The 23,792-nt window shown below is 57.0% G+C and carries 31 protein-coding genes; all 31 read right to left on the bottom strand.

The genetic code is table 11. From position 1 onward, the window contains the following. Positions 1-75: 75 nt before the first annotated feature. The 31 genes from HCR03_RS14340 to HCR03_RS14190 all read right to left on the bottom strand — a co-directional run bounded on the left by HCR03_RS14340 (position 76) and on the right by HCR03_RS14190 (position 23,668). The gene (locus tag HCR03_RS14340; protein WP_187034907.1) at positions 76-1,767 is read right to left on the bottom strand and encodes a hypothetical protein; all 1,692 of its coding nucleotides are present in this window, start codon (positions 1,765-1,767) and stop codon (positions 76-78) included. Positions 1,768-1,833: 66 nt separating this feature from the next. Continuing rightward, positions 1,834-2,400 carry a DUF6550 family protein gene (locus tag HCR03_RS14335; protein ID WP_187034905.1) on the bottom strand — a complete coding sequence of 189 codons (567 nt, stop codon included), beginning with the start codon at positions 2,398-2,400 and terminating at the stop codon, positions 1,834-1,836. A gap of 102 nt (positions 2,401-2,502) precedes the next feature. Continuing rightward, positions 2,503-3,054: a hypothetical protein gene (locus tag HCR03_RS14330; protein WP_187034903.1), complete on the bottom strand. Its 552-nt coding sequence runs from the start codon at positions 3,052-3,054 to the stop codon at positions 2,503-2,505. Beyond that, a complete protein-coding gene (locus HCR03_RS14325) occupies positions 3,051-3,446 on the bottom strand; it encodes a DUF4320 family protein (RefSeq protein ID WP_187034901.1) in 396 nt (131 codons plus the stop codon). The genes HCR03_RS14330 and HCR03_RS14325 overlap by 4 nt, the downstream gene beginning before the upstream one ends. Next, on the bottom strand, positions 3,440-3,829 hold the full coding sequence (locus HCR03_RS14320) for a DUF3848 domain-containing protein (RefSeq protein WP_187034899.1): 390 nt from the start codon (positions 3,827-3,829) through the stop codon (positions 3,440-3,442). Before HCR03_RS14320 ends, HCR03_RS14325 begins: the two co-directional genes overlap by 7 nt. Positions 3,830-3,844: 15 nt before the next feature. Next, complete coding sequence (locus tag HCR03_RS14315; protein WP_187038137.1) at positions 3,845-4,717, bottom strand: secretion protein F; 873 nt, start codon at positions 4,715-4,717, stop codon at positions 3,845-3,847. Between the two features lie 125 nt (positions 4,718-4,842). Next, positions 4,843-5,772: a type II secretion system F family protein gene (locus HCR03_RS14310; protein ID WP_187034897.1), complete on the bottom strand. Its 930-nt coding sequence runs from the start codon at positions 5,770-5,772 to the stop codon at positions 4,843-4,845. After that, positions 5,769-7,160, bottom strand: coding sequence for a CpaF/VirB11 family protein (locus tag HCR03_RS14305; protein WP_228724975.1), 1,392 nt, complete (start codon positions 7,158-7,160; stop codon positions 5,769-5,771). Before HCR03_RS14305 ends, HCR03_RS14310 begins: the two co-directional genes overlap by 4 nt. Continuing rightward, positions 7,157-7,969 carry a nucleotide-binding protein gene (locus HCR03_RS14300; protein ID WP_187034895.1) on the bottom strand — a complete coding sequence of 271 codons (813 nt, stop codon included), beginning with the start codon at positions 7,967-7,969 and terminating at the stop codon, positions 7,157-7,159. Before HCR03_RS14300 ends, HCR03_RS14305 begins: the two co-directional genes overlap by 4 nt. Further along, positions 7,970-8,800 carry a Flp pilus assembly protein CpaB gene (gene cpaB, locus HCR03_RS14295; protein ID WP_187034893.1) on the bottom strand — a complete coding sequence of 277 codons (831 nt, stop codon included), beginning with the start codon at positions 8,798-8,800 and terminating at the stop codon, positions 7,970-7,972. It lies immediately after the preceding gene. A gap of 15 nt (positions 8,801-8,815) precedes the next feature. Then, positions 8,816-9,244: a prepilin peptidase gene (locus HCR03_RS14290; protein WP_187034891.1), complete on the bottom strand. Its 429-nt coding sequence runs from the start codon at positions 9,242-9,244 to the stop codon at positions 8,816-8,818. Further along, on the bottom strand, positions 9,234-9,455 hold the full coding sequence (locus tag HCR03_RS14285; RefSeq protein ID WP_187038135.1) for a DUF6133 family protein: 222 nt from the start codon (positions 9,453-9,455) through the stop codon (positions 9,234-9,236). The genes HCR03_RS14290 and HCR03_RS14285 overlap by 11 nt, the downstream gene beginning before the upstream one ends. Before the next feature lie 119 nt (positions 9,456-9,574). Beyond that, positions 9,575-9,994 (bottom strand): SpoVG family protein, encoded by a 420-nt coding sequence (locus tag HCR03_RS14280; protein ID WP_187034889.1) that lies wholly within the window; start codon positions 9,992-9,994, stop codon positions 9,575-9,577. Positions 9,995-10,028: 34 nt separating this feature from the next. Then, positions 10,029-10,772 carry a DUF3849 domain-containing protein gene (locus tag HCR03_RS14275; RefSeq protein WP_187034887.1) on the bottom strand — a complete coding sequence of 248 codons (744 nt, stop codon included), beginning with the start codon at positions 10,770-10,772 and terminating at the stop codon, positions 10,029-10,031. 53 nt (positions 10,773-10,825) lie between these two features. Next, on the bottom strand, positions 10,826-10,948 hold the full coding sequence (locus HCR03_RS14270) for a hypothetical protein (RefSeq protein WP_456236871.1): 123 nt from the start codon (positions 10,946-10,948) through the stop codon (positions 10,826-10,828). 38 nt (positions 10,949-10,986) lie between these two features. After that, complete coding sequence (locus HCR03_RS14265) at positions 10,987-12,858, bottom strand: DUF5057 domain-containing protein (RefSeq protein WP_187034885.1); 1,872 nt, start codon at positions 12,856-12,858, stop codon at positions 10,987-10,989. A 73-nt stretch (positions 12,859-12,931) separates the two neighbouring features. Continuing rightward, positions 12,932-13,522, bottom strand: a complete 591-nt coding sequence (locus HCR03_RS14260; protein ID WP_187034884.1) for a hypothetical protein — start codon at positions 13,520-13,522, stop codon at positions 12,932-12,934. Positions 13,523-13,569: 47 nt separating this feature from the next. After that, a complete protein-coding gene (locus HCR03_RS14255; protein WP_187034882.1) occupies positions 13,570-14,094 on the bottom strand; it encodes a hypothetical protein in 525 nt (174 codons plus the stop codon). A gap of 38 nt (positions 14,095-14,132) precedes the next feature. Further along, positions 14,133-14,699 (bottom strand): YodL domain-containing protein, encoded by a 567-nt coding sequence (locus HCR03_RS14250; protein ID WP_187034880.1) that lies wholly within the window; start codon positions 14,697-14,699, stop codon positions 14,133-14,135. Between the two features lie 28 nt (positions 14,700-14,727). After that, complete coding sequence (locus HCR03_RS14245) at positions 14,728-15,303, bottom strand: hypothetical protein (RefSeq protein ID WP_228724974.1); 576 nt, start codon at positions 15,301-15,303, stop codon at positions 14,728-14,730. After that, positions 15,293-15,589: an AbrB/MazE/SpoVT family DNA-binding domain-containing protein gene (locus HCR03_RS14240; protein WP_187034878.1), complete on the bottom strand. Its 297-nt coding sequence runs from the start codon at positions 15,587-15,589 to the stop codon at positions 15,293-15,295. Before HCR03_RS14240 ends, HCR03_RS14245 begins: the two co-directional genes overlap by 11 nt. Next, positions 15,586-16,035, bottom strand: coding sequence for a hypothetical protein (locus HCR03_RS14235; protein WP_187034876.1), 450 nt, complete (start codon positions 16,033-16,035; stop codon positions 15,586-15,588). The genes HCR03_RS14240 and HCR03_RS14235 overlap by 4 nt, the downstream gene beginning before the upstream one ends. Positions 16,036-16,069: 34 nt before the next feature. Continuing rightward, positions 16,070-16,996 carry a DNA adenine methylase gene (locus HCR03_RS14230; protein WP_187034874.1) on the bottom strand — a complete coding sequence of 309 codons (927 nt, stop codon included), beginning with the start codon at positions 16,994-16,996 and terminating at the stop codon, positions 16,070-16,072. 4 nt (positions 16,997-17,000) lie between these two features. Beyond that, a complete protein-coding gene (locus HCR03_RS14225; protein WP_187034872.1) occupies positions 17,001-17,204 on the bottom strand; it encodes a hypothetical protein in 204 nt (67 codons plus the stop codon). A 157-nt stretch (positions 17,205-17,361) separates the two neighbouring features. Beyond that, a complete protein-coding gene (locus HCR03_RS14220) occupies positions 17,362-17,688 on the bottom strand; it encodes a hypothetical protein (RefSeq protein WP_187034870.1) in 327 nt (108 codons plus the stop codon). A 14-nt stretch (positions 17,689-17,702) separates the two neighbouring features. Next, positions 17,703-18,737, bottom strand: coding sequence for a hypothetical protein (locus tag HCR03_RS14215; RefSeq protein ID WP_187034868.1), 1,035 nt, complete (start codon positions 18,735-18,737; stop codon positions 17,703-17,705). 5 nt (positions 18,738-18,742) lie between these two features. After that, complete coding sequence (locus tag HCR03_RS14210) at positions 18,743-19,966, bottom strand: antirestriction protein ArdA (protein WP_330601015.1); 1,224 nt, start codon at positions 19,964-19,966, stop codon at positions 18,743-18,745. Continuing rightward, positions 19,959-20,684: a DUF4314 domain-containing protein gene (locus HCR03_RS14205; protein WP_187034866.1), complete on the bottom strand. Its 726-nt coding sequence runs from the start codon at positions 20,682-20,684 to the stop codon at positions 19,959-19,961. The genes HCR03_RS14210 and HCR03_RS14205 overlap by 8 nt, the downstream gene beginning before the upstream one ends. Before the next feature lies 1 nt (position 20,685). Continuing rightward, positions 20,686-21,837, bottom strand: a complete 1,152-nt coding sequence (locus tag HCR03_RS14200) for an LPD28 domain-containing protein (protein WP_187034864.1) — start codon at positions 21,835-21,837, stop codon at positions 20,686-20,688. A gap of 63 nt (positions 21,838-21,900) precedes the next feature. Further along, positions 21,901-22,500, bottom strand: a complete 600-nt coding sequence (locus HCR03_RS14195; RefSeq protein WP_187034862.1) for a hypothetical protein — start codon at positions 22,498-22,500, stop codon at positions 21,901-21,903. Between the two features lies 1 nt (position 22,501). After that, positions 22,502-23,668 carry an antirestriction protein ArdA gene (locus HCR03_RS14190; protein ID WP_187034859.1) on the bottom strand — a complete coding sequence of 389 codons (1,167 nt, stop codon included), beginning with the start codon at positions 23,666-23,668 and terminating at the stop codon, positions 22,502-22,504. Positions 23,669-23,792: the final 124 nt, after the last annotated feature.

The raw sequence follows: 23,792 nt of genomic DNA, 5'->3' as shown, positions 1-23,792 counted from the left end.
ACCTTTCAAATAATTTTGTGCAAGAAAAAAAGACCGCTGAAGCTCCTGCTCCGCGATCCTTTTTCTTTTCTGTTGCTATGGCTTTACAGGCGCGATGTGCCAGTCGCTCCAAAGGCTGCCCCGTATCGTTACCGAGTCGGTGAGGTTCATGCTGAGCATCCCCGCGGGCGTCCAGCAGTCCTCCAGATAGGTATAGGGCGTGTAGCTGCCGTCCGGCATCCAAATCGGCGTGAAGTGCGTCCGGCGTTTGTAAGTCGAATATTTGTTTGATGCAAACTCAAATTCTGCGTTATATCCGGAGCGCGTCTGTTCCAGTAGCCGCCAGAATGATTGGTACCCGAATTCCGGAAAGTACGTGACGGCGGTCTGCGCGTCCGTCACCGCCGAAGACTGGCCGGTGCTTACTCTGGCAGTCGTTGTCTGGTTGATCCCATAGCCGCTTTTCAGGACTTTGCCCGATGCCGTGGGATCTTTCGCATCCGGCGTAATGCTCATGGAAGCGGTCAGGCTCGCGGAATAAGAAGTCCAGTTAAAGTCCCACCATCCAGTGTCTTCCCAATAGCCGGAGTCCTCTCCTGTGGAAATCCAGACCCAATTCGCGTGCCATGACGGGCACCAGACTCCCCAGGACGCCGAAGTTTTCTGCGTATTATTGGGGACAGGTGACGCGGCGTAGGAGTCGTTCCGGTCATCCGCCACCGGATCGGGTGGATCGTGTCCGGAGAGATCCGTAATTTTTGCGGTGATGGTTCCCTCGCTTGCCGAGCCGCCGCCGTTCACCGACACGCGGATGGTCATGGTCTGCGGAGTGGATGGGGTTGTCCAGCGCACCCACGCCAGCTGGCTGTCGCCATCTGGGTAGTAGACGCCGCCTACGGTGTAAGTCTGGCCCCCAATAGTGAAACGCACTGTGACGGGATTGTTCGGATCGGACTGCCCGCCCCGCACCGTCACGGATGTGATGACCTCCGTGTTGACGCGGTATTCATAATTTGTTGTACTGATCGTAGGCGGTTCCGCTTCGCTGAACCGCACGATGCCAAGGCCAAGTGATGAGATGATATCCGTGTCCGACGCCGCCCTGGTCGTGGAACCGCCCCACGCCGGGTAGCCGAGATCCGGGGTTTCCAAGAACATCGCTAGCGGCAGGTTTTTGTGGCTGAGAGAGACCATCTTGCTCCGCAGGCCGCCCCCGAGCTGCTGATCGAACAGCGCGGCCTCCGTGGCGGTCATGGCGTATTTGACACCGCCGAACGTCATATATGCGATGGGCTCCAGAAGCAGCTTGTACTGCCCGTTGATCAGGACATTAAAGTTCATTCCGGTTAGGTTCGCGATACTCCGAATTACCTGCTCGTCAGTGAAATAGCTCTTGATCGCGGCGATGTTACCGTTTCCTCCGGATGTGCTGATGATCTTGGGCAGAGCCTGAGACGGGTTTACATAAGAATAGTTTCCGGTCCTTGGTGTTAAAGTTTGCCCTCTATTATAAGAGATTTTGCACACCTTTCCAAAGTGCCATATTGTTCCGGCTGGGGTCCTGTTCGTTAAATCGACCGGCGTTGTCACAACCGCATGATCGTTGGCCCGGATGACCGTTACCCGTACTCCCTCGTCGCCGGTGTTCCAGAAATCCGTGTTAGTTCCGTCTCCCATCCCACCTCCGCCGCCATCCACATTCCCGTCTCCGATGGCATAGGCGTTCATCGGCAGGAATACGGAAATCATCAGTACAAACGCTAAAAAAAGGCTGATGATTCGTTTCATGAAATCCTCCTTCCAAACGAAAAAGCACGGCCGAAGCCGTGCTTTCCGTAATATCGTGATATCGAGCTAATTCATGTTGCCGATCTTATTGCCGTTTTCGTACATATCACCGGCGGTTGTTCCCGATGTACCGCCGCCTTCGTCATCAACCCATCCAAAGCCGGGGAAATAAACTTGACCTTTGCTGTTCTTATCTCCGGCCTTCGGTGTCGATGGTTCGGAGGAGGAATTCGCGGTCGGCGTTCCGCCATCGGTTTTCGTTGTCTTTTTACCGTCCGGCGTCTGATTGGGGTTCGTTTTCGCTTCCGACGAAGGCTCGGACGGTTTGGTCACCGGTGCCTGAATGCTCTGGTCCGTGCCGCTGGAATCCCCGGTATCTTCGGCGCCGCCATTCTGAGAAGCCGTGTCCGGCGCGGAAACAACCGGGACGCTGACGTCCGGTGAAGAGCCCGTGGTTTCTGGAGCGGAGATTGAAGGAACCGAGGCATCCGACGCGGCGGAGGAGGCGTTCCCTTTCCCATCCATGGGCGTCCCCGTTCTGAACTGCGCGGCGATAGCGACGACCAGCACAATGCTCAAAACGCCGAGCCCGGCAAGCGTGAGCCGTTTTTTTGTTTTATCTGTCAGTTTCATATGAGATACCCTCCTTTTTCATGTTGTTGATTCATCGACTTTTTTCAGTATCACACAGTACCACAGACGGTTTCGAAAGTCTATGGGGCACGCGTGAAATAGTCAGAATAAAGGCATATATTTTGCCTGTACCTTGAGGCTGATCGTCATGGGCGGCAGGATATTCCCTCCAAACCGCACGGGAACCTCCAATCGGATCACCGCGTCGGCCAGATAACCGTTCGCGTTGTCCGGATCGGACGGTGCCAGCGGCATGTTCCTGAGATTGACGGACAGGTTTGACAACCGAAACTCGGCTTCGTCCCCGGCGTATTTCACATGATATCCATTCTCCTGCCGGAGTTCCAGCAGATTGTCCAGCCGTCCGTAAATATCGCCGTAATCGAGGCTTTCCTCGAAGTCGTCCGCCGAGAGTTGGTAAGCGCCGGAATAGCCCTCCCGCACGCCGTGATATACATTGTCATAGCTGTCATTTACGGTTGAGATCACGGCGGACTGCACCGCGTCCCGCACGCCCTGGGCGATGATCATCAGCCGGATGCCCTCGGAAGCGACGCAGAGAAGCAGCAAAAGCGCCAGCGTCACCGCGATGGTGAGCGGAAAGGCCGATCCTCTATTGCTTTTGAGTATAGCACAGAATTTTTTGGATGTCACTTCCAGTACACCTCGCTTTTGCCCGACGCTTTCGACGTCAGCGTAACGGGAAAGCTCCCGAACCCGCCGAACAGCCCGATATCGGCCCGCACGGAGACGGTAACGGTGAATTCCTCGTTGAGTTGAATCTTTCCGGTCTTCGACCATGAGATGTCCGGCTCGAGGCCGGTCTGCTCGGTCAGCACCTGCGCCCGACGTGCTGTTTCCGTTCCGACGCATCCTTGAATTTCCGCTTCACGGCACAGCTCGGAGGCATAGGTGTCCAGCCTGTTTTTGGTGACAAACACCGGCAGGACGCTCATCGCCACCGCGATCACCAGCATGGCGCAGAGAATCATCACCGCTGTGTCGATATATCCCTCGCCGCGCCGGGAGCGGAGGAGCTTCAGCATAGCTGTACCCCCTGATCAAGCCCGGCCGTTTCCGGGCCATCCTGCACCGCATCCAGCATGGCGTATTCGCCCTCGCCAAGCCCCTTGTCGGTGATGCTCCAGAGCACATGCCCGAGCTCGTCGCTGTGCGACACGTTCTGCTCAGCCAGCCACTGGTCACTCACCAGCCGCAGCGGGTTTTCAAACCGGAGCAGGTATTCCGCGTCACCGGGATTGCAGCAATCCATAAGTTCGTCATACACCAGCTTTACCGAGGCGATTTCCGCGGCCTGTTCGATCAGGTCGGGAGCGGGCCTGCTTTGGAGCTGCTGGATATAGGAGCGGTAGTTGGCCTCGATCCGGTCACGCAGTTTTTTCTCCAATTGTTTTTCATTTTGATCCATACAAAACCCTCCTTGTTAAAACATGGTGCCGAGAGAATCCATGATCTGCACCGCGATGATGACCATATAAGTCAAAAGAAAACACATCAGCATCACGAAGGAAAACACGCGGATTTTTGGCGGGATTTTCTGTGCCCGGCCTTTTAAGCGCTGAAGCTCCAGCGCCTTGAAATCGTGGGACAGCATCTGAAAATACACGGCGCTGTCGTCGCCGCGCAGGACGCCGATCAACCCGCGCACCACGTCGGAAAGCATAGGGGAATTGAACCTTGCCTCGAACCGGGTGAGCGCCGCCTCGTAGGAGGAGGAGCGCATGTCGGCCGTCAGCACGTCCAGCTCATGGGCGAAGGCGGGGCCCGCGTTTTTCTTGTAGGCTTCCAGCATTGCCAGCACGTCCCGGCTGGCCTTCAGGCTCTGCTCCACGGTCGCTACGAACCGGGGCAGCTCGCCTTCGATCTGATCCCGCTTTGTTTTAAGCTGCTCGTCCGCCTTGCGCGCTTCCTTAAAATACGACAGGACGGCGAGGATAACCACCAGCGGGGTCAACAGAGGCAGCAGAAGCAGGCATGGGATCACGCCCAGCAGGATGGCGCCGGATTTTGTCAGGGCGTAGGCTGTGTACACCTCCGGGGTCATGGAATAACCGGCCGCCTTCAGCACATTCGCCATCCGCGCCCTTTTGTACTCGTCCATGCGGATGTGCCTTGCCAGCTTCACGGCGCCGGACATCAGCCAGGCCTCCAACGTTTTGGAGGCTTTTTTGCTTTCCTTGCCCGCACCCAGCATGGCTTTCGCCGCTTTCAGCGTGGGGAGCTTTAGCACATCCGCCAAAATAAAGAACAGTCCAATTACCAGAAGACCGCCAACTACAAAGAGTAAATTCAAAATAGAACCTCCTTTACTGTAAAAATCCCCCTCGGAGAGCAAGGGGGCACACGGGGGGACTGGTCCCGCCCGTGAGGTGCGCCGTGAGCACAGCGAACCATGCAATTTCCGCAGAAATTGTGCGCACCTTATCTTCTGTACTCGATGGGCTTCGTCAGCTTAATGACAAAAGCCGTGGAGATAAAAATGGCGGCCGCGCACACCGCAAGAGTGATCTGTCCCGCCGGCGTGTGCATCAGGGTATAGTACCAATCCTTATTTAACAGGCGCATGATAGGAATGTTTCCGGCCACCAGCATCGCCATGACAATGAATTCCTTCCTCGGCTCAAACACCAGATATTCCAGCTCGGCATTGACGATGCGCATGTCGGACAGCTTACTGACGATGGGCGTCAGAGTGGTCTTCAGGCTCCGGTCATACTGGCAGGCGGCAAGCGCGTCGCACCATTCGTGAAAGACGTCGTTTTCGATTTTCGGCTTCATGTCATGAAGCGCCGCCTCCACATCCGGGCTGATAAGCTTCACCTGCGTGAGAAAACCTGCAAACACGCTTTTCACGGGTGGGTTCAGATATGCGATGCTTTCCTCCACCGCCGACACGATGTCCTCATTGCGCAGGTAGGCCGTGGTAATGATCGACAGAGCCGTTTCCAGCTCAGACGCGACGGCCTTTTTGTAGTGGCCTGCGGTCAGGCGGACATACCAAAGCGGAATGAACATCATCCCTATGGCCATCACCGGCAGAAGGAACACGTTTCCGAGCAGGATGGCGAAGGCCGCGCCCACGGCAAAGCACAGCAGGGACGCCGCGCAGACAAGGGAAAACCGTCCGCTCCGGCCGGTGATCTTGAGGATTTCCTGTACCTCCGAGATTTCCCTGCGGAAAAAGGACGCCTTTTTGCGCCGCGCGGCCTCGTCGATCTCCGCGCGGAGACTTTTGTTCCTCCGGGTCAGAAACCCGAACAGCCCGTCGGCAAACCCCAGCGGAGAGATTCCGAGCAGTAAAAAAGCGCCGGCGATCATGCCGACGCAGGCAATCAGAAGAATGGCGTTCACGCCGCCTCACCTCCCATGGAAAGGATGCGGTTCAGGGTAGCCTGCGGCATCCCGTTTTCGAGGAGCCGCCTCTGCAGGCTTTCCGAGATCGGCTGCACGCTGCCGTGCTCGCCGGTAATGATGAATTTGCCCTGCTCCATGCGGTTCTCGGAAATATGGTACCGGAAAAGCGGGCGGAAGCTTCTTGTGCCGTCCGGCAGGATCTCGCACTCCATGATCTCCATGATGCGGCGCTGTTTGTTCTCCAGCTGCTTGCAGAAGGCCACCAGCGGATAGGCTTCCGTGACGTAGGCCATGAGCGTTTCATCCGACATGTCCACGGCGCGCTTGCACAGCGCGACCATTCTGCGGTAGGCCGCGTCGCAGGAGGTTGCGTGGATGGTGGTCAGAACGCCGATGCCGGTCAGGGCGGCTTCCAGCGCCGCGTAAGCCTCGGAGCCGCGCATCTCGCCAACCACGATCAAATCTGGGTTGAAGCGGAGAGACATATCCAGCAGGCTGGTCTGCGTGATCCGCTGACGCTCGTTCTCGCTGTCGCGGGTCAGGGTGTGGATGACGCTGTTGACCACCTTCCCATTTTCCTGCCGCACCAGAGACAGCTCGCGGGAGCCGTTTTCAATGGTAAAGATTCGTTTGTTGTCCGGCACGGTGGTCAGAAGCCAGCCCGCCAGCGTGGTCTTGCCGGAGCTGGTGGCCCCGGCGACGCAGGTGGAAACGCCGTAACGCAGGCATTCTGAGAGAAAATCCAGCATCGGCCCAGTGGCGGTGCCGCCGTTTATGAAGTCCTGTTTTTTCATGGACTGCGGGTTGACGATACGGATGGACGCCGATACGCCCACGTCCTCGTCCACAAGCGGCGTTTTCAGCGCCGCGATGCGGATGTTCTTCGACAGATGTCCCAGCACGGCGGGGCTGGCGTTATCCAGCACCATGCCGGACACATGGAGCATCCGGCGAACGACGTTGACGGCGTGTTCCGGGCTGTCGAATCGCTCGTCCAGCTTTTTCGTGATGCCGCTGCTGTACTGCACCTCCACGTCGTTCCAGGCGTTCACATCAATTTCCTCGATGCCCGTTCCGAAGATGTATTTGGTCAGAAACGAGAACTCCGCCATCTCGGTATAAAGCGCATCCACAAGCTGCTCCTGTGTCATGCCCTGCACCGTCAGGCGGTAATCCTGCACATATTTTGCGATATACCGCTTGACCTGCGCCTTGACTTCCTCGGTTCCGCCGTCCGTGATCAGCGTCGCGTATTTACTGGAAATGTACTCCTGCACGTCGCGCAGCACCGAACGGAAATCCCGGACGGTTTCCCCGGAGGAGAAGAACAGATCCTGGCTGTCCGTCATGTTTTGGGAAGCTAAAAGATCGGGCCTTCTGCTCATACGCCGAACACCTCCTTTGCGATTTTGGCAATCTCCGAGCGGAACCCCCGGCTGTCCTTGAGGGCCAGCTCACCCAGCAGGTTCCCCTCCAGCGCCAGATTTTCCAGCTCGGAGGAATGCGGAATCTGAAACGCCACGCTGCCCAGCACCTGCTCGATGTGCTCCCCGGCCTGATTGGATTTGATGTCGGAGGCCGCCTTGTATTGCTTGTCAGCGTCCCATTTCTGCTCTTTCAGGAGCGGAAGCTGGCTGGAAAGGTAGCTGACGGACTTCAAGTCGCAGTTCACCAGCCGGAGAACGGAGTCGGCCGACAGCAGGGCCACCGCCGAGAGGACGTCGTGGGCGATATAGCTGCCGCAGTCGACGATGACGGTCGGGGCGACGTCGCGCAGGTGGTCCAGAAGCTCGGCCGCCAGCTCTTGGGTATAGGGCGGATAGGTGAACACATTTTCGCCCTTGAGCATGCCGATGATGGTCAGGTGGCTCGTCTTTTTCAAGGTGACGCAGTTCTGCCTGACGAGGGTGTCGGTGATATGGGCTGCCGCGAGAATACTGCCGAGGGAGCGTTCACACTCCAGCTCGGCGGGCGGACAGACGCAGGGCAGCATGGGAGCCGTCATGTCGCACAGAAGCAGCGCCACGTCGCGCTTGTGGTCGGCCAGATATTTGGCGAGGCGCACGCTGACGGTGGTTTTGCCGCTGCCGGGGCTGCCCCAGACCGCCAGCATCCGGATGTCCGGCTCCGCTTCCTCCTGGGGAGGGGCCGGTTTATTTCGGGTGAAGATGCTCCCCTTCATGAAATTGAGCATTTATTTCCCCTCGCTTTCCGGCGCCTCGGAGCTCGCGGCGGGGGCATTCGTACCGGTGCCTGTTCCGCTGGAACTGCCTGCGCTTTTCGGATATAACGCATCCAGCAGCTTGTCCTGCGTCGCTAGAAATTCATCGGCCTTGTCTTTGCTGCCCCGGTAGACAAGGGATAGATGGATGCTGCCCTCCGACTCCAGCTCCGCCAGGATCTTCGCCTGATCCGAGGTTGCCAGCAGGGTCACGGTGGCGGGGAGCTGCTTTTCCTCGTCCTCGCTGTCGGATTTGCCGGACTCAGTCTTGGTCTGATCGGTGTCATTGCCGGAACTGGCTGTCACGCCGATGACCTCCACATAGGTCAGCTCGGGCGGGATGACCGTGGAGCCCTGCTTTTTGTAGTCCGGGGCGATGACGCTGACGATGTCGCCCGACGCCAGCTTTCCGGACAGCCCCTCCGCAAGGTTCTTGATGCTGACGGAGATGGCCTCCTTTGTCCCGTTCAGGCTGGACAGATAGGCGTTTTCCACTGCCGGAGCATCCGACAGCTTGGCGGAAAGGACATAATCGCCGGGAGCAAGGTCGGCTTTGGCGTATTTGCCGACCACGGAATCGGCTTTTTTCATGACGGCTTCAGGCAGGTTGTAGCCGCCCACCTCCACAGTCTGGACCATGTCCTTGGTGATCTGCTCTCCGCTCTGGATGTCCTTAACCACTCTTACCACGGTGGTCTTTCGCGACACGCTCTGATTGAAAAGCGGCGTCAGCGCGAAACAGATCAGCAAGGAAAGCACGATGCAGACAGCGCCCAGCACCGTGCGGTTTTTTAAAAATTTCATGAGTATTTCCTCCCATCAGAAAAGAAAATAGGCTGCAAGACAGCCGAGAGAGAGAAAGGGCGCGAGGGGATACGGCTTTTGTTCCGTATCCCTTCCGCGCACCTTCCCGATTAACGTGTAAATGCCGGAAATCACCGCAAACGCGGTGAAGCCGAGAATGGCGGCGGCAAGGCTCTGTCGGAAACCCAGCACCAACCCGGACACCGCCATGAGCTTGATGTCCCCGCCCTCAATACCGCCGAAAAACCGGGCGATCACCAGCGGGATCACTGCGATGAGCGCTCCGGCGAGATTTTCCGGTTCAAACGCGAGAAGGCTCGTCAGGGCGATCCCCGCGCAGAGCAGATTCGGAACGATTCGCCTGCGGATATCGCACACCGCCGCGGCGGTCAGCAGAATGGTGAAGCTGACCGCCTGCAGAAGAAGCGGACCGTTAACCGCCATAGTTGAACATGTCCTGAATGCGTTTCTTCAGGGTCGGCAGCACCGTTTCCCCGAACAGAGCGTAGAGGCCCGCCAGCAGCAACGCCCCGATGACGACCGCGATGAGGATTTTGATGGCCGTGTCCACGTAGCCTTCGCCGCTCTGGGAGCGAAGCAGGCCGCGGGAATTCAGGTAGAACATGGTCAGCTCATATCTGGCCTTGTCTGCCATACTTTTAAGGCCGCGTTTCGCGCGCCTCGCCATGGAAACCAGGCCGTTCTTTGTGTTGCTCAGAAATTTCTTCATTTCGCTTTACCTCCAATATGTTTTTTCATAGCAAAAGCGGGGCCTCACAGCCCCGCCATCTTCATACCGGAACCCTGCTCCGGTGCCTGTTCAAAAGGGGGCGTTGCCGCCCTCTGCTGGGTCTGTCCCTGGTTCTGGCTCTGCGTGAGAACCTGATGATAGGCGTCCAGCACCGCCTGATTGAGCTGCTCCCGGAATTCCTTGGTCACCGGAAAACAGATGTCCTTGTACTCGCCGTTGCCCGCTTTGTAGCTGGGCATGGCGACGAACAGGCCCTTGGTGCTGTCCACGACCTTGACGTTCCGGATGGCGAAGCAGTCGTTCAGGTTGATGGACGCGAAGGCCCGGACGCTGCCCTCCGGCCGGATGGAGCCGATTTTCACGTCTACTTTCATCGGCATGGGCTGTTCCGCGGCGCTCTGCGCCGTCTGCGGGGCTTTTTCGGCTGCCTGGTTTTTACTCATGATCGTTTCCTCCTTCAGATTTTTGTGTCTGTGATCATTCCATCTTCATGCCGCCCATGCCTTCGGACGGTTGCTGCTCCTGAAGCTCCGAGAACTTTTCCTTCGCCCAATCGGGCAGAAGCTGCTCTTGCAGAACGCCGGTAAAGTCAGCGCGGTTCCAGCGCGTTTTTTCTCCATCGTTCAGGCAGGTGGCGAACACCGCCCGGCCGGAAGAATTGGGGGCGCAGCCGAAGCCGCCGGTCGCCAGCCAGAGCTGATTCTGCTGGCTCCAGCTGTTCTCCTTCAAAATGTCCGGCGACAGCACCAGAACGCGGCCTTCGTAGCTCAGCTTATCGGAGTCCGGCTCGCATTGGCCGGGGCCGAACAGTTCCAGCGCCTGATACGCGCGGCGGTACTGATTGATGAAGCCATCCAGCACGGCGGGGTGGCTTTCCGCCACATACTCCAGATTGTGGTCTGTAAGGCTGTTCTTATCGGGCGGGATGTACACGCTTTTTGCCCAGGCTTTGTTGTCATGGGAAAAGCGCCCGTCCCATGATTTCTGCTGTACGGTGTTTGCCAGCACCCGCTGAACGCGTTTGAAGCCGTATTGTTCGATCACGCTCTGTGCGCATTCAGCCTTGAGGTGCATCCCGTCAAAATCCCTGCGGATCGCTTCCTCAATGGCGTTTTTGCACGCGATATTCTCCCTGTGGCTCTCACGCCACTGGGAGATCTGGTTCCGGCTTCTTGCTTCCTCGCAAGAATAGGGGTAGATAATCGGAAACTCATCTGACATTGGTAAATCCTCCTTGCTGTGAAATAAAAAAGCAGCCGTTCGGCTGCCGTGGGTCACAGGCTCATCTGCGGGCCCTGCCGCTGTTCCTGCTCCGGCGCCTGAAACGCAATTCCCTTGAAGCCGAAGCGGTCGACATAGTGAAAGGCGCTGCCTGACGCATCGTACAGCTCCACCACGTCCAAGATGGATGCGGCCAAACAGCCGAGAAGTATTTTCAGTCTGTAAGGTCAAAAAATAGCGTAAGAGCATGAACCGAGGTGTATGCTTTATCCCAGGCAAGCCCGTATTTCGCCGTAAGCACCAGTGTCCCTGTGGCACCATTGGGGTTCAATATGCCAATTGGAGTTTTGCCTGTTATATCTGAGGCATAAAGCGGGGTTGTCCGGTTGATCTCCGACCATGTGCCGCTTCCGGTTACGGTTTCCCTGATCACCAGCCCGAAGGCGATATCCGACTTGGTCTGCGCGGATGTCAGCTTGCTCCAGTCCGCATACTTGGACGGCGGCACATCGTTCAGCGTGAGCGAACCGCCTGCGGTCGCGGAAAGGTTCTGAACCGAGACCCGGATGGGAATCGTGGAATTATTGATAATCTGGACATCCGGTGCCGTAAAAGGAGCCACGCTGTTGGGATCGATCACATAGCCGACGCTGACCGGGTGCGTAATGGAAACTAACTCGTCCACATGGTAGGTCGTCACCGGAGAGATGTTTCCGGACGCATCAATTGCCTCGACGTGAATATAGAAGCCGCTGCCGGAGGGCCGTGCAAAAGTGTAACTTCCCATCGTAGTGGTAACCATACCGTTTGGAATGCCTGAAGGGTTATTGTCTACGGAAACTGAATATCCCCGCATGCCGCTTTCTATACTGGTGCTGATGGTGGACGAACTGTATTTCGCACCATCGTTTTCGCCTGTGCTTTCCACATAATACTGATAACCAGTGGCATTGTCCTGCGATGAATAGCTGATCGTGTACTGCGTCCGGCCAGCATTGTGGGTGACACCCAATATCGCCGGTGCGTCCGGTGAATCCAGATCCTGCCCCTTGTGATCGTTCCACGAAGTATCCGTAGTGATCTGGCTCAAATAGAAGAGCGTGTTAGCCGTCACTTTTTGCTCGTCAGGGGTGGCATCGCCATTGCTGTGCCCCGTCTGGATCATGGCGGCATTGCTCCAGCTGGTGAGGTAGAAATTGTTGGTGCCCATGCCCGAGGTGACCAGAGCGCTGTTTGGATAAGTAAAAGGCTGCTGGTAGGTCATCCATATATCGCCGAAGGCCATCTGGTTGGAGTGAGAAAGCGGTACATTCAGCACCGTGCCGACGTCTCCGATCTGCCATGGATAGTTGGTGAGCAAGCCTTTTTTCAAAACCTTGATCTGCGTGTTGCCAAGCACTGTGTAATTGCTGATGGTCTGAATGTCGCAGTAATGGGCCAATTTAAAGAAATTCGGCATGGAGATGCCACTGTTGTCTACCATAGTATCGTGCCCGAACAGCACACCTCTGCCGGTTTTGATGAAAGTGTCGGTAGCGGTTTCCGCCGCAGCCGAAAGATCCTCGCTGGCAAAGGCATCCCATGCTCCAAAATAGAGGGTATCGTACTTATACGAGCCACCCGAATTCTTCAGGTATGCGTTCGGATTGGCGTTATAACTGGTGATGGACACGGTATCGACTGAAATTAAACCCTTGCCGTAACCTTTGGAGTCGTATTGGTTTGGAGTCTCCATCCACATTTTAAGTGACGCCGACTTCGGCAGGGTGTAGTTTTGTCCCGTCCATGTTGTAAAAGTTACGGTGGACGTCACGTCGGGGTAAATGTTCAGCACCTTCACGCTGCTTTTGGAGGGGATGCTCTGAAACGTGGATTCGTGGGAGGACTTGCTGTAGAGCATATAGCTGTACGGCTGGTTTTTGTCGCTGTTGGTCCAGCTGAGCGCGACATAGTTGCCGGACGCGTTGGGCGAAGCGGAAAGGGTCAACGCTGTCGCGGCCGAAGCCGTCACGCCGGGCGCGGCGAAGGAAAACAGCAGCGCGAGCGAAAGAAACGGGACGAAGAGCAGGCGCTTTAAGTGATGCATGAAGAGTTTGACCTCCTTTCCGGGGGGCAGATAGCCGGAAGCGATGTGCTTCCGGCAGCCTGTCCGTTATCGGTTATGTGAGCTGGAACAGGAACACGAGGCTGTGGTTTGCGGTGTAGGCCGCGTCAAAGGCAAGGCCGTAATCCGCCGTAAGCGTCAAGGTTCCGGTCGTGGCAGGGTTCAGCGATCCGACCAGCAGCGACGACGGGGTGGTCGCCCAATGGGTGGCGGTGCTGTAACCGGAGTTCCAGCCGATGGAGTCCTTTGCCTTCACGCCGAGCGCGATGTATTTCTTGGAATCTGCGTTGTTCAGCGTATTCCAGCTTTTCGCCGCAGGATCGACATCGGTAAAGGTCAGTGTACCGCCGGATGCTGCGGTGAGGGACTGAACGGTAACATTGACCGCCGTTTTGGTATTATTGGTGATCCCAATGTCCGGCGAGGTGAACGTGCCGGCGTCGGGGCTGATGGCGTATGCCACGTTGATCGGATGCGTCACGCTGATAGTCAGCGGTGAAATGGAGCCGTTGATCGTCACGTTGCCGGTGACGCTGCCGGTGCCCGAATCGGTTGTGGTGGTCGCAGCAAACGCCGGAACCGCCGCGAGGGTGAGCATAGTAAGGGTGACAATACCCGCCAGCAGTTTCTTGATACCTTTTTTCATGGGGAATCCTCCTTATAAATCTGATTGTAAGCCGAAATTCCGACTCATTATGAAACGGTGAGCTTAAGGCGGTAATCCGCCTGGCCGAGCAGTGACTTGGTATCCGTGCTGTAATATTTGATATTTGCGATGACGTCGTAAGTACCGGGGGCCACCTTCTGGGAGAGCGTAATCTGTTCAATGTGCTGACCTGGATAAATTGGCACCGACGTTGCGACAGTCTGCCCGTTCAGTATGACAGCGCACTGCTCAATTACCTTGTTGGATGCCGGGTTTTCCACCGTCCATGTCCCGACTGTGCCCTTTCCACCGCTTGAAAAAGCGATCTGTTCGCTTACTTTGTCGGTGACTACGACCTCCTTCTCCCGCAGCTCGGATAGGATCTCCTGCCGGGATTTGGGAACGTACCCGCCCGGTAAGGCATTGCCGTTATCATCGAGCGAAGAAGGGGCCGATTGGCTGGATGGGGATGGGCTGCCATTCGGTGTCCCGGCATGGCAAAAAGAAAAAGTGATACCGATTGCCACGAGCAAAAGAATGAATAGGACAATCATCAAAATCCTTTTTTGCATATCACACCTCCATATGTGATAAAATCCTTGAGAATCTTTTAAGGGCTCATGGCGGGCCCCTGACACATTTCCTGTCCAGGTTGTTGAAAGCCAATCTCTTTAAACCCGAAGCGATCTACATAGTGAAAGGTGCTGCCGGACACGTCGTACAACTCCACCACGTCCGAGATCGAGAGGCTGTGGCCCTTATAGCCGGGCGGGTGGTCGATGTTGAATTTCTCATAGAGCGCTTCGAGATCGTTGGTACTTACCTCACCGTCGTATACTACCTCATAATTTTCCGGGTCCGGCTCCCCGAAGCGTTCCGTTAGCTCGTCGTAGCCGATGAATTTCATCATGACGTCGGCGTCTGGCTTCAGCTGATGAATCCGGCACTTTTTCAGCACTTGCGGGTTGCCCTCCGTATCGGAGATGCCGGACGTGAGACGGTCATAGGTACCGGACGCCCATTCCACCGAGAGCCCTTTCTGTTCCGAGAGATAAGACTCCATTTCGTCGGTGCGGAACATGGGGTCGACGACCGCCTTGTTCCGCTTTGCGTCAAGATATCCCGCGGTGTTGCCATAGTACAGGATGCGGTTGTTTTTCACCTGAATGCCGTCCATGGGGGTTCCTCCTTTCCCGGCATATGGTTCATAATTTCAGTTCCATGCCGCTGTCAGACTCCGGACGCTGTACGTCCAGAGCTTCCCTCGTCGGGAAAATGAGCTTGCCCTCCCGCATATCAAAAACGCAGCAATCCTCCCGGTCACAGATCATGAGGCGGTGCTGGTAGCGGCTCTGGATATCGATGTACTCCCGGACCTCCAGATCATTCGCAAGTGGGACACCTGAAGCGTACCGGCCGTCCGGCAGGAAGCAGTAGCCGAAAAACTCCGGTTTCTTCGGAATCTCCGAATCCAGAGGACGAATCTGCGAGAGCTGGAGCCGCGCGCGGTCGGGAAGCAGTTCGGGCTTTAACAGGCCGAGAAGCTCACCGCGCTTTCTGATGACGCATTCTCCGTTTGAGAGGGACACGGCGCGCACGGCGTCGTCGGCCGCGTTTGGGAAGCTGCCTGCCCCGCCTTCGCAGAACAGGAGCTGGCGGACGCCGCGCTGGTCTTCCGGCAGAGCATCCGGATCGATGACGGCCACGAAACCGGCGATAAACATGCCGGTTCCGGTCCGGACGCAGTCCTCGGGCCCGTACCGCGATTTTTCAGTTGACACGAAGCGGCTCCTTCCCGCCCTGAAGCTGTTCCAGCAGCTTCGCGGCTATGGCGATCTTTTTTTCCTCTGGCATGTCCCGGATCGCGGCGTAGATGAAGGCTTCCACCGCCTCCGGAGACTGGTCGCCAACCTCGATGAGATCCACCTTTTTCACGTTGACGGCTCCCTGGCTGACGCCAAGCCGGACGATGTCGCCGTAATCCATACCGGATGCGGCGCGGAGCTCTCTTGGAATGAGGACACGGCCCTTGCCGTCCACGACCTTATACATCTGCTTTGCTTTCATGCGAAGTAACCCTCCTTTTTCATAACCTCCCGCACGGTGTCGGGATGGATGCCGAAGGACCGGAATATCTCCCGGAGACCGTCCGGCAGGCGGTCGAGGACGTCCGATTCCCGGATGATAATGGCGCCGGGGACGCAGGTGACGTCCAGATCCCCGTCGATGGGGATGCCCGCGGCCCGCAGGAGATCGTGCGGCAGGGCGAAATCGTCCGCTTCCTCAGCGCTTTCTCCGTCCTCATCGCCGCCGCAGTCCTGTGTGAAGAAAGACATGGCCGAATCCTTCGGCGCGGCCAGCATCATCAGGCCGGGAAATTCTTCGTCCTCCGGGACGGCCAGAAGAGCGAACACCTCGTCGCCGGGCCGGAACCCTTCGAGTTTCACGGACTCCATGGGCAGAACCAGGCGGCCCTCCTTGTCCACATTTGCGGACACTTTCAAAAGCTTCATATTGGTTTCCTCCTAAAATATATTTGGGTCGATTTCACGCGGTAAGCCCGGCGGTATCGAAAAGCCCCAGCTGGATTGGCAAGTCCCGCAGGCGTTCGCCGGTGTCGTAGTTGGAGATCAGGACTTCGGCGTACTCGCAGCCGCTGTCGTACCGCTGCGCCAAATTGTTCAGGCGGCTGACCGTTTCGATCCGGAAATCCTGGTACAGCTCCCGGATGAATTCGCAGTCGTTGTAGCTGACTAAAAATTTGCCTTGGCAGCCCTTCAGGGTGTCCCGCAGCCGGAAGTGATCCTCTCTGCGGAATTCCACGGCGTAGTGGCCTTCCGTCAGATAGTACGGCGGGTCGCAATAGATGAAAGCGTTTTCCCGGTCGTACTGCTTGATGAGTTCTTCAAAATCCTTGTTCTCTATGACCGTATCTTTTAGCCTCCGGCTGCCCTGCCAAATGAGATCGAAAGTCTTACGGATATCGAAAGGCTGACAGCCGTAGCTGGTGCAGCCGCTTCCGTAGCTGTAGCGGATCACCTTGAAAAACGCGGCGGCCCGCCGGATATTGTTCATCTCGGCTCTTTCCAAAAGAATCGCCTTGATCTCGTCGAACTGGACGGGCGTCAGCTCCCGCTGGGCAAGCTCCAGCTCCTGGCGCATAAACGCGTCGGTGAATTCCTCCTGCTCCAGAAATTTTCTCAGCACAAAGAATTCATCCCGGCCGTTCAGCGGCAGGAAACCCAACTCCTTCAGGAACGCCATCGGCTGGTCGCGGACGCAGCGGAACAGGTTGGCAAGGTCGGAATTGAAGTCGTTGTAGACCTCCATGGCGGCGTCGGGTGTTCGTCCGAACAGCACCCAGCCTCCGCCGCCGAAGACTTCGATATACCGTCCGAACTCCTTCGGCATTTTCTGATAGATGAGATCCCGCAGCGCTTTCTTGCCGCCCACCCAGCTGATGATGCTGTTCATCGCGTCACCCGCCTTTCCGGCTGCGGCTGAATCTGTCCATGTCGGTTTTCATGCAGGAACCGTCCGGACTCCAGCAGATAAAGCCGACGCGGGGATATGGGCAGCCCTCACAGCGTGGGAGATCCCGCGGAGGGGGCACGGTGTGTTTCTCCGGAGGGCCGGTCGCTCCGGCTCCTGTTTTTTCTTCTGCTTTGGTTTCCTGGCGCATGGCGCGCTCCTTTCCCGGAAAACAAAAAAGGCGCCGCCTTTTTACAAAGACAGCGCCTCTCGTTTTCCGTATGCGATTGTGTATCGATTTGACGACGACCTGCTTTTTTCCCTGAAACGCAAAAAGCGCCTTCCGATTCTTTTAAAATCAGAAGGCGCTACATATGAAACTGCATCCCCTGGTCGGGATAAAGGATGGCGAAGCGTGAGGTCTGAAGCTCCGCCGCGTCGCCGTTTTTCACAATCTCAGGATGCATCCCGATCCAGCTCAGGTCTTCCGAGGAGGCGGGCTCGGGTGGGCCCTGCCCATAACGGAAGGACTTGACAACGACGGCGATGTATTCCGATTCGCCGCAGTCCTCCACCAGCTCCCGGTACACCTTGGAGTTCTGGATGTCCTCCAGTTCCGGTATGCCACCCATGATCCCGATATCCCGGATGCCGGTGTTGGTTTCCAGACCGACGAGAGAAAATATCATACTCATGTCGCCAGCCTCCTTCATAGGTTCAGGCTCAAACTCTGTTCCTGTGGGGCAGGTTCGCTGAATTCATGGATGAACGCTTGGTCGTTCCGGGCAATATATCCGTCCGCGCAGCGCTTGAGTCCAAGCCGTTCGATCTCGGACTTGCAGTAGGAGGCATAGTCGAAATACAGGGCCGCGGTGCTGTTGGGAGCGATAATTCCTGCCCGTTCAGCAATCCGGCGCCCGAACTTTTTCCAATGTTCCTCGGAAGGAATGAAATCATAGCAGTTCAGATTTTGGGAGATGTCCAGCGCCTCGTCGAGCCGGGTACAGCCCTCCAGCTCCATTGCCGCCCGGAAATATTCGTCGAAGCAGGTCATTCCCTGTTCTTGTTCCTCCAGCACGTAACCGAGGTTATTTCCGGCGTCGATGAGCTGTTCGAGAGTCGCGTACTGACGCGCGGGGTTCGTGATGTTCCAGAGGCAGCATTTCGCCTCCAGCAAGACCGCGCCGTCCCATCCCGTCACGCCGAGCACTTCCCGCGCGGCGGCCCGCTCGTCCGGCTCGCCGGTGATGGGTTCGTGGTCGGGGAGCATGAGCCACACGCCGTCCGGACAGTGAGCGGACGCAACCTTCAGCCGCATGGCGGCGTCTCCGGCCGTCAGCTTGCTGAGAGAGTCCCCGGCGGCGTAGATCTGCCGGAGGGGAGAGGTCTGCTCCACGAAGCCGCCCGATGTGAAAACCCCGTCATGCTGCTCCCGCAGGTCGCGTCCCCAGCGCGCCGTATCAAGAAGGGGTATCTGTTTTTCGGGAATTCTTTCCCGGCAACGGGCGACATAAGCGCCGAGCGCGGCGTCATCCGTCGCGCCAAGGCAGAGGGAAAAGCTGTCGAGCTGCTCCGTCAGATTAATCATGTCCGCGGCGGTGTCGATGGATTGAAGCCGGGCGGCACCCTCCAGCAAATACCGTTCCCGGACGGACATTTCGGCAAAGCGGCGTTCCAGATATGCCGTTTCATCCATGCTGCCGGAAAGATCTTTCCACGGGTAGGGATACGGATATGCTTTCATCTTTTTCACCTCATTTCCATCTGCGGCCCGGGCCGGTTCAGGCACTGCTCCACCGTCCGGCCGTTTCGGGAGACGAGGATGCCATAATCGGTGGCGGAGGCGAGGTTGTGCTCCATGAGCTTTTCGCCGTAATGATGGAGAGCCGCATCGCCGGAAAACAGTTCTTCTTTCAGAGGGATTGAGCATTTCGCAAGCTCCGTTTTCGCGTAGTCCGCGGGGGTGGCGGCTTCCCGCAGAAGAGAAAACTCGTCGGCCTGATACGCGAGGTCGAGCGCCTCGTCCAGTGAGATGTCATCGGGCGCCGCTGCGATCATGGCCTTGCAGACCGGGATGCCGCCCTCCCGGTCGAGGTGTCGGAGCTGTCCGGCCAGCTCATTAACCAGCCCGTAACAGTCGCCGTTCGTGGCTTCCAGCTCGTCAGTGATCTTTTCCATCAGCCGGGGGACGGTGCAGTCCACGGCGGTGAACGCGCATTCCTCCGGGGAGGCTGCGTCAACCTCCTTCACCGCGTGAAAAAGTTCCTGATCGCCGGTGGGCAGCTTCAGGAGCGTTGAAAGGTCGTTGTCATATTCGGGATCGTTGAAGCGTCCCTTAGTCACGTGAAGGAGTACGGTATAATCCGGCTTCTCGGCGGGAACGGCCTCTCCGCTTTGGTACAGCCGTGCGATGATGCCGTTCTGTACCACATAACCGTGGGGAGTGAAGACGCCGCCCTCGCCCTCGCGCATCTCCTTACCGATCTTTTCAAAGTCCAGCCAGGCGTAGATATTGTCCGGCACACTGTCGAGCTGCGGGACAAACCCGTTTTCCGCGTAGAATTTGCCGAGGGATTCGTCGTCGTGCGCTTCATAGGCGATCTGGCAGTGCTCCATGCTGGCGGTCATGTTGATGAGCCGGTCCAAGGGGATGGGTGCGTAGCTGGTTTGCACAGCGTCCATCATGACCATGCCCTCGAAGCAGTCCAACTCCCAATCGCTGAGGGAAGCCAGACGATTGCACAGGTGGTTGAGTTCATAAAGGTTGGAGCTCGGGCTGAGAAACTGCGGCAGGTAGTCCAGCTCACAGCTCAGGATCTCCGTGGAGTAAATGACGCGCTCATCCGTCACGCGCGCCCTGTCCAGCGCGTCCAGAATTTCATAGGGCATGGCAGGCAGAACGAGGGTTGCGGAAGTGTTTGCCCCGAACGGGCCGGGGCGGCTGATCTCCAGCTCCATAGTTTTATTATTCAAGCGTCATTCCTCCCATCTGCTGGCCCTGCTCCAACTCGTCCCGTGTCATGATGCTCCAGCTTTTATCACTGCTCCACAGGCTGACATAAATTTCGCCGTCCCCGGTTTTGATTGGGCGCTGCTCGAACCCTTCCCCGAAGCCGTCTGCTGCCTGACCGATGATGGTTTCCTTGAGCCGGTCGAGTTCCTCCGCCATCAGATCGCCCTGCACGTGGCACTCGGCAACCCCCATCAATTGGCCCTGAACACGTTCTATTGTGAAAACGTAAGACCGTACCTTTCTGTTTACGCTGTCGTCCGCGCCGTAGTATTTCATAAGGCCGCGCTCCGTTTCCTCCGGCCTGCGTTCTTTCAGAAGGGCGGCGAGAATGTGATCCTCATAGGAAAGGGCCGTCCGGCCGTCAAGCTCAATGGGATCATCGTCCATGTCGCCGTATTCGTTGCGCTCATAGCTTCTGACGGTGAGCGGCATGTACAGCTTCAGCGTCTGAAGCGGCTGCGGAATGACGGAAAAGCGATCCTCACCGGGGATGAGCGCGAGGGTGCGGCCGTTGTCCCATTGCATGTGTATCCCGCAGGCATCGTCAACAAAATCAACGGTTCCCTCAGTGCCGGGTGGCACCGGAGCGTAGGGATCGCGCATTTCCGTGAGCCGGATGCGGGTGCCGGGCGGATACTGTTCCTTTATGAATTTCACCCATTCGGAGTTCTGTCTCATTTCATAAACCTCCCATCGTGATGCCCTGCTCGGGCGTCTGTTCTATGATTGCCCCGCGCAGCGTTTCCGCCGCCTCCGCGATGACCGGATCGCCGGAGAAGCTGGCGAGTCGGGTGTAGTCCTCCGACAGCTGTTGTTCGCCGTTCAGCGTGATTGCGAGATCCACGGTGGCGATCCCGTCCTTGGTCACGCCGAGCCGCTTGTTGCCGCTGCCTATGTCGTTATATAACTGGATCGCCTCCGGAAGCGTCAGGTCGCTGGTGAGCTTTTCACTGGGCGTGTTATAATCCTGAAAAATGAACCAGCTGTAGCTGTGAGGCAGCGTATTGTCCGCGGCGTTCCGGAGCAGTTCCTTTCCAGCCTCCGTGAGGCCATGTTTTTGTTCTGGAGATTCCTGCTTCATGTTCATCCGTTGCGCCCGCAGGTCGAAGGCGGTGAGATAGGCGTGGTAATCTCCGGAGCCGGGATTGCACCGCAGGCAGTAACGGTACCGCCCGGTTTCAATCACATAGCCGTAGTTCTGCCGCCAGCCGCCCTCGATCTCTCCGCCGCGATTGCCGCAATAGCCGTACATGGCACTGAGATTTTTCAGAGGGCCGGTTTCCCTGAGCTCGTTGACCAGCTCTGTCAGTTCCGTCTTGAACTCGGGGCTGTTCAGCGACTCGTCGCCGCGAGGATGCCAGGTGTGCCAGAACTCATTGCCGTCGTGCCCAAAATCAATGCGGACATGGCCGATGGCGCCCAGCTCCGCGTCCTGTTCCTCCGGCAGGGCATAAAAAAATCCCGCCTCATTAGGAGAGGCGGGGCGCAGAATGAATTTCCGGTGGTCGGGCGGGAGCGCGATGCCGTGTTCCTCGCAGAATTCCGGCAGCGTCAGGCATTCACCGAGAAAATTAAGCTTGCCGCGCAATCGGCGGAAGCCCTCCTTGGGAATGGTCACCGGCTCAGCAGTCAGCACCGTGCCGGCGTGATTGACCGCAACCTGATTTTCCACTGTCACCGGCTTGCCGGGATCGTAGTCGGAGCCGCGCAGGTCGTAGCAGTGGAAGCCTTCGGGTATCGTGGCGCGGTCAATGCGGGAATTCGTAAAGAGGGCGGGTTTTCCGAAAAGCTCCACATGTTCATACTGTTCCTCTCTGGCGTTTACGCTCATGTGTAATTTTCATCTCCTTTATATTTGTCAAGCACACAGGATACCATGAAGCGGCGGGAATAGCTATCCCATATTCATTCCGCCGAACTCCTGAGCCTGGTGGGGCTGGGTAAAATCCAGCAGGGCCTGATCCGCGCTGTCTTTTCTGAGAACATAGCCGCAGGAAATATACGCGCCGCCGTGATCGGCGTAATACTCGGTGCCGATCTTCCCGTAGTCCAGATAAGGTCGGACGCTTTCACTGAAAGGCTTGACGCCGGATTCCACAAGACAAACGCCCAGCTCCCGGTCAGTAGTAATTTCGGGAACGAGAATATAATCTTCCAGCCGTTCTCCAATGTCGATCACATCATCCAGGCCATTTACAGACTCGGCATCCAACGCACCCTCGAATACGAAGCACTGCTCGCGGCCCAGCGTGTTGACGATCTCCGCGATGCGGTTCAGCTTTTTTAGCTGATCGGGATCATTCACGTTTGCACGCTTCAAGTAGCGTCCGATATTCCAGACGTCGCTGATGGTGCCGTAGATGCGGGTGGAAGCAACATTGCTGCTTGTTTCATCCAGTTGTGACATTACCTCACCGACATCGGCCAGAGTTGCCGGAAGCTCCAGATATTCGTCGTCATAGGCACCGTCTCGGGTCAACTGCAGCTTGAGCATGTCACATTCCTCCCAGCGTCTGTTCCATCCGTTCCGTTTCACTGCCCGCCAGCACTTCCTCAATGGAAATGAAGCCGTGGTAGCTGACATAGCCGCCGCCGACATACTGGCCCTGCTCCTGACTCATGCGCTGTTTTCCATACTTTTGATAGTCATAGAACTCATCCAAATTTTCATCGTATTCAAATCGACCAGATTCCGCGATCATGTACCGCCCGTATTCCGCGGGAGTGGAGACCTTCGGAATGAAATCGAACAGGTCGAGCTGTTTCAGGAGGTTCCGCGCTTGGACAAGATCATCGGGCTGAACCATCTGAAGGACGGCGCCAAGCTTTTGCCGGTAGCCCTGATCCAATTCTACAAAGACGGCGCATAGATCATTGACGTCATGGAGGTTCTCGCCGCCCAGCAACGCAGTTAATTCCTTCGGTAGCTCGCTGTCGGAATACCGCAGCCGCATGTCTTCGGGAACAGAGATCCCGGTTCGAATGACAGATCGTTCTATCTGCCAGTCGTTTATAGGAAAGTGCAGCCAGGTGATCGGCGTGGCATCTTCAGAAAATCTGCGATCCGTCATCGCCACAGTCAGCACGGTATTGCCGCTGTACAGGTAGTCGGGATAGTACTGTCCATCGTAGAGTTGTTCCAGCTGCATGCCGTTGTCATAGACGACGCCGTAAGGCGTGACCTTACCGTCCTCGTTGAGCAGAAGGGACAGGGCCAGCTTTCGGGCGTCGACTGACTGCAGTTCTTCTGCCGTTGCGCCGCCATGGATGTCCAGATAATGCGCGCGGCCAATGGAGGCGAGGTCGGAAAAATTCTGCACCACCGTTGCGCTCTGACAACAAAAGGTCAGATTGATGAGATCGGTCATGTCAAAATAGCCGCGGCTGACAGCCACACCCTGAAACTGTGCGAGCTCGCGCCGGTCAAAGCTGTCCAGCCGTTTGACGAGATAGTCCAGCTCGTCGACGTTCACGGCAGTCTTTTCAAGACGCTTGAGGATCGGAACGTCACCGCCGACCGAAGCAGCATAACAGTCACGCTCCGTAGCGCTGCCGATACCAATGGACTCCAAATCCGCGTATACATTTTCCGTGATGGGGAAGCCGACTGTCACGGCAGGTGAGCCGGGCCGGTTTGAATTTGATAGGGTTGCATAGACCATGGAGCATTCCGCCTTTCTTTTCTGAATTTTATATCGGGGTATAAAAAAGAGCCATGCTCTCCAAATCGGAAAACATGGCTCTGTCCAAATTTATTTATGCTTGCGCTCACTTTATAAAAAAGCA

Origin of the sequence: Caproicibacter fermentans (assembly GCF_014303955.1) — a bacterium.
Taxonomy (GTDB): Bacteria; Bacillota; Clostridia; order Oscillospirales; family Acutalibacteraceae; genus Caproicibacter; species Caproicibacter fermentans.
Note: the sequence above shows the minus strand (reverse complement) of the source record. Positions and strands in the feature narration are given on the sequence as shown.

Bases quoted from the DNA above. Each gene is read 5' to 3' on its own strand.
- HCR03_RS14340 (WP_187034907.1), bottom strand. From the start codon at position 1,767: ATGAAACGAATCATCAGCCTTTTTTTAGCGTTTGTACTGATGATTTCC.
- HCR03_RS14335 (WP_187034905.1), bottom strand. From the start codon at position 2,400: ATGAAACTGACAGATAAAACAAAAAAACGGCTCACGCTTGCCGGGCTC.
- HCR03_RS14325 (WP_187034901.1), bottom strand. From the start codon at position 3,446: ATGCTGAAGCTCCTCCGCTCCCGGCGCGGCGAGGGATATATCGACACA.
- HCR03_RS14320 (WP_187034899.1), bottom strand. From the start codon at position 3,829: ATGGATCAAAATGAAAAACAATTGGAGAAAAAACTGCGTGACCGGATC.
- HCR03_RS14305 (WP_228724975.1), bottom strand. From the start codon at position 7,160: ATGAGCAGAAGGCCCGATCTTTTAGCTTCCCAAAACATGACGGACAGC.
- HCR03_RS14300 (WP_187034895.1), bottom strand. From the start codon at position 7,969: ATGCTCAATTTCATGAAGGGGAGCATCTTCACCCGAAATAAACCGGCC.
- cpaB (WP_187034893.1), bottom strand. From the start codon at position 8,800: ATGAAATTTTTAAAAAACCGCACGGTGCTGGGCGCTGTCTGCATCGTG.
- HCR03_RS14290 (WP_187034891.1), bottom strand. From the start codon at position 9,244: ATGGCGGTTAACGGTCCGCTTCTTCTGCAGGCGGTCAGCTTCACCATT.
- HCR03_RS14285 (WP_187038135.1), bottom strand. From the start codon at position 9,455: ATGGCAGACAAGGCCAGATATGAGCTGACCATGTTCTACCTGAATTCC.
- HCR03_RS14280 (WP_187034889.1), bottom strand. From the start codon at position 9,994: ATGAGTAAAAACCAGGCAGCCGAAAAAGCCCCGCAGACGGCGCAGAGC.
- HCR03_RS14275 (WP_187034887.1), bottom strand. From the start codon at position 10,772: ATGTCAGATGAGTTTCCGATTATCTACCCCTATTCTTGCGAGGAAGCA.
- HCR03_RS14265 (WP_187034885.1), bottom strand. From the start codon at position 12,858: ATGCATCACTTAAAGCGCCTGCTCTTCGTCCCGTTTCTTTCGCTCGCG.
- HCR03_RS14260 (WP_187034884.1), bottom strand. From the start codon at position 13,522: ATGAAAAAAGGTATCAAGAAACTGCTGGCGGGTATTGTCACCCTTACT.
- HCR03_RS14255 (WP_187034882.1), bottom strand. From the start codon at position 14,094: ATGCAAAAAAGGATTTTGATGATTGTCCTATTCATTCTTTTGCTCGTG.
- HCR03_RS14250 (WP_187034880.1), bottom strand. From the start codon at position 14,699: ATGGACGGCATTCAGGTGAAAAACAACCGCATCCTGTACTATGGCAAC.
- HCR03_RS14240 (WP_187034878.1), bottom strand. From the start codon at position 15,589: ATGAAAGCAAAGCAGATGTATAAGGTCGTGGACGGCAAGGGCCGTGTC.
- HCR03_RS14235 (WP_187034876.1), bottom strand. From the start codon at position 16,035: ATGAAGCTTTTGAAAGTGTCCGCAAATGTGGACAAGGAGGGCCGCCTG.
- HCR03_RS14230 (WP_187034874.1), bottom strand. From the start codon at position 16,996: ATGAACAGCATCATCAGCTGGGTGGGCGGCAAGAAAGCGCTGCGGGAT.
- HCR03_RS14225 (WP_187034872.1), bottom strand. From the start codon at position 17,204: ATGCGCCAGGAAACCAAAGCAGAAGAAAAAACAGGAGCCGGAGCGACC.
- HCR03_RS14220 (WP_187034870.1), bottom strand. From the start codon at position 17,688: ATGAGTATGATATTTTCTCTCGTCGGTCTGGAAACCAACACCGGCATC.
- HCR03_RS14215 (WP_187034868.1), bottom strand. From the start codon at position 18,737: ATGAAAGCATATCCGTATCCCTACCCGTGGAAAGATCTTTCCGGCAGC.
- HCR03_RS14205 (WP_187034866.1), bottom strand. From the start codon at position 20,684: ATGAGACAGAACTCCGAATGGGTGAAATTCATAAAGGAACAGTATCCG.
- HCR03_RS14200 (WP_187034864.1), bottom strand. From the start codon at position 21,837: ATGAGCGTAAACGCCAGAGAGGAACAGTATGAACATGTGGAGCTTTTC.
- HCR03_RS14195 (WP_187034862.1), bottom strand. From the start codon at position 22,500: ATGCTCAAGCTGCAGTTGACCCGAGACGGTGCCTATGACGACGAATAT.
- HCR03_RS14190 (WP_187034859.1), bottom strand. From the start codon at position 23,668: ATGGTCTATGCAACCCTATCAAATTCAAACCGGCCCGGCTCACCTGCC.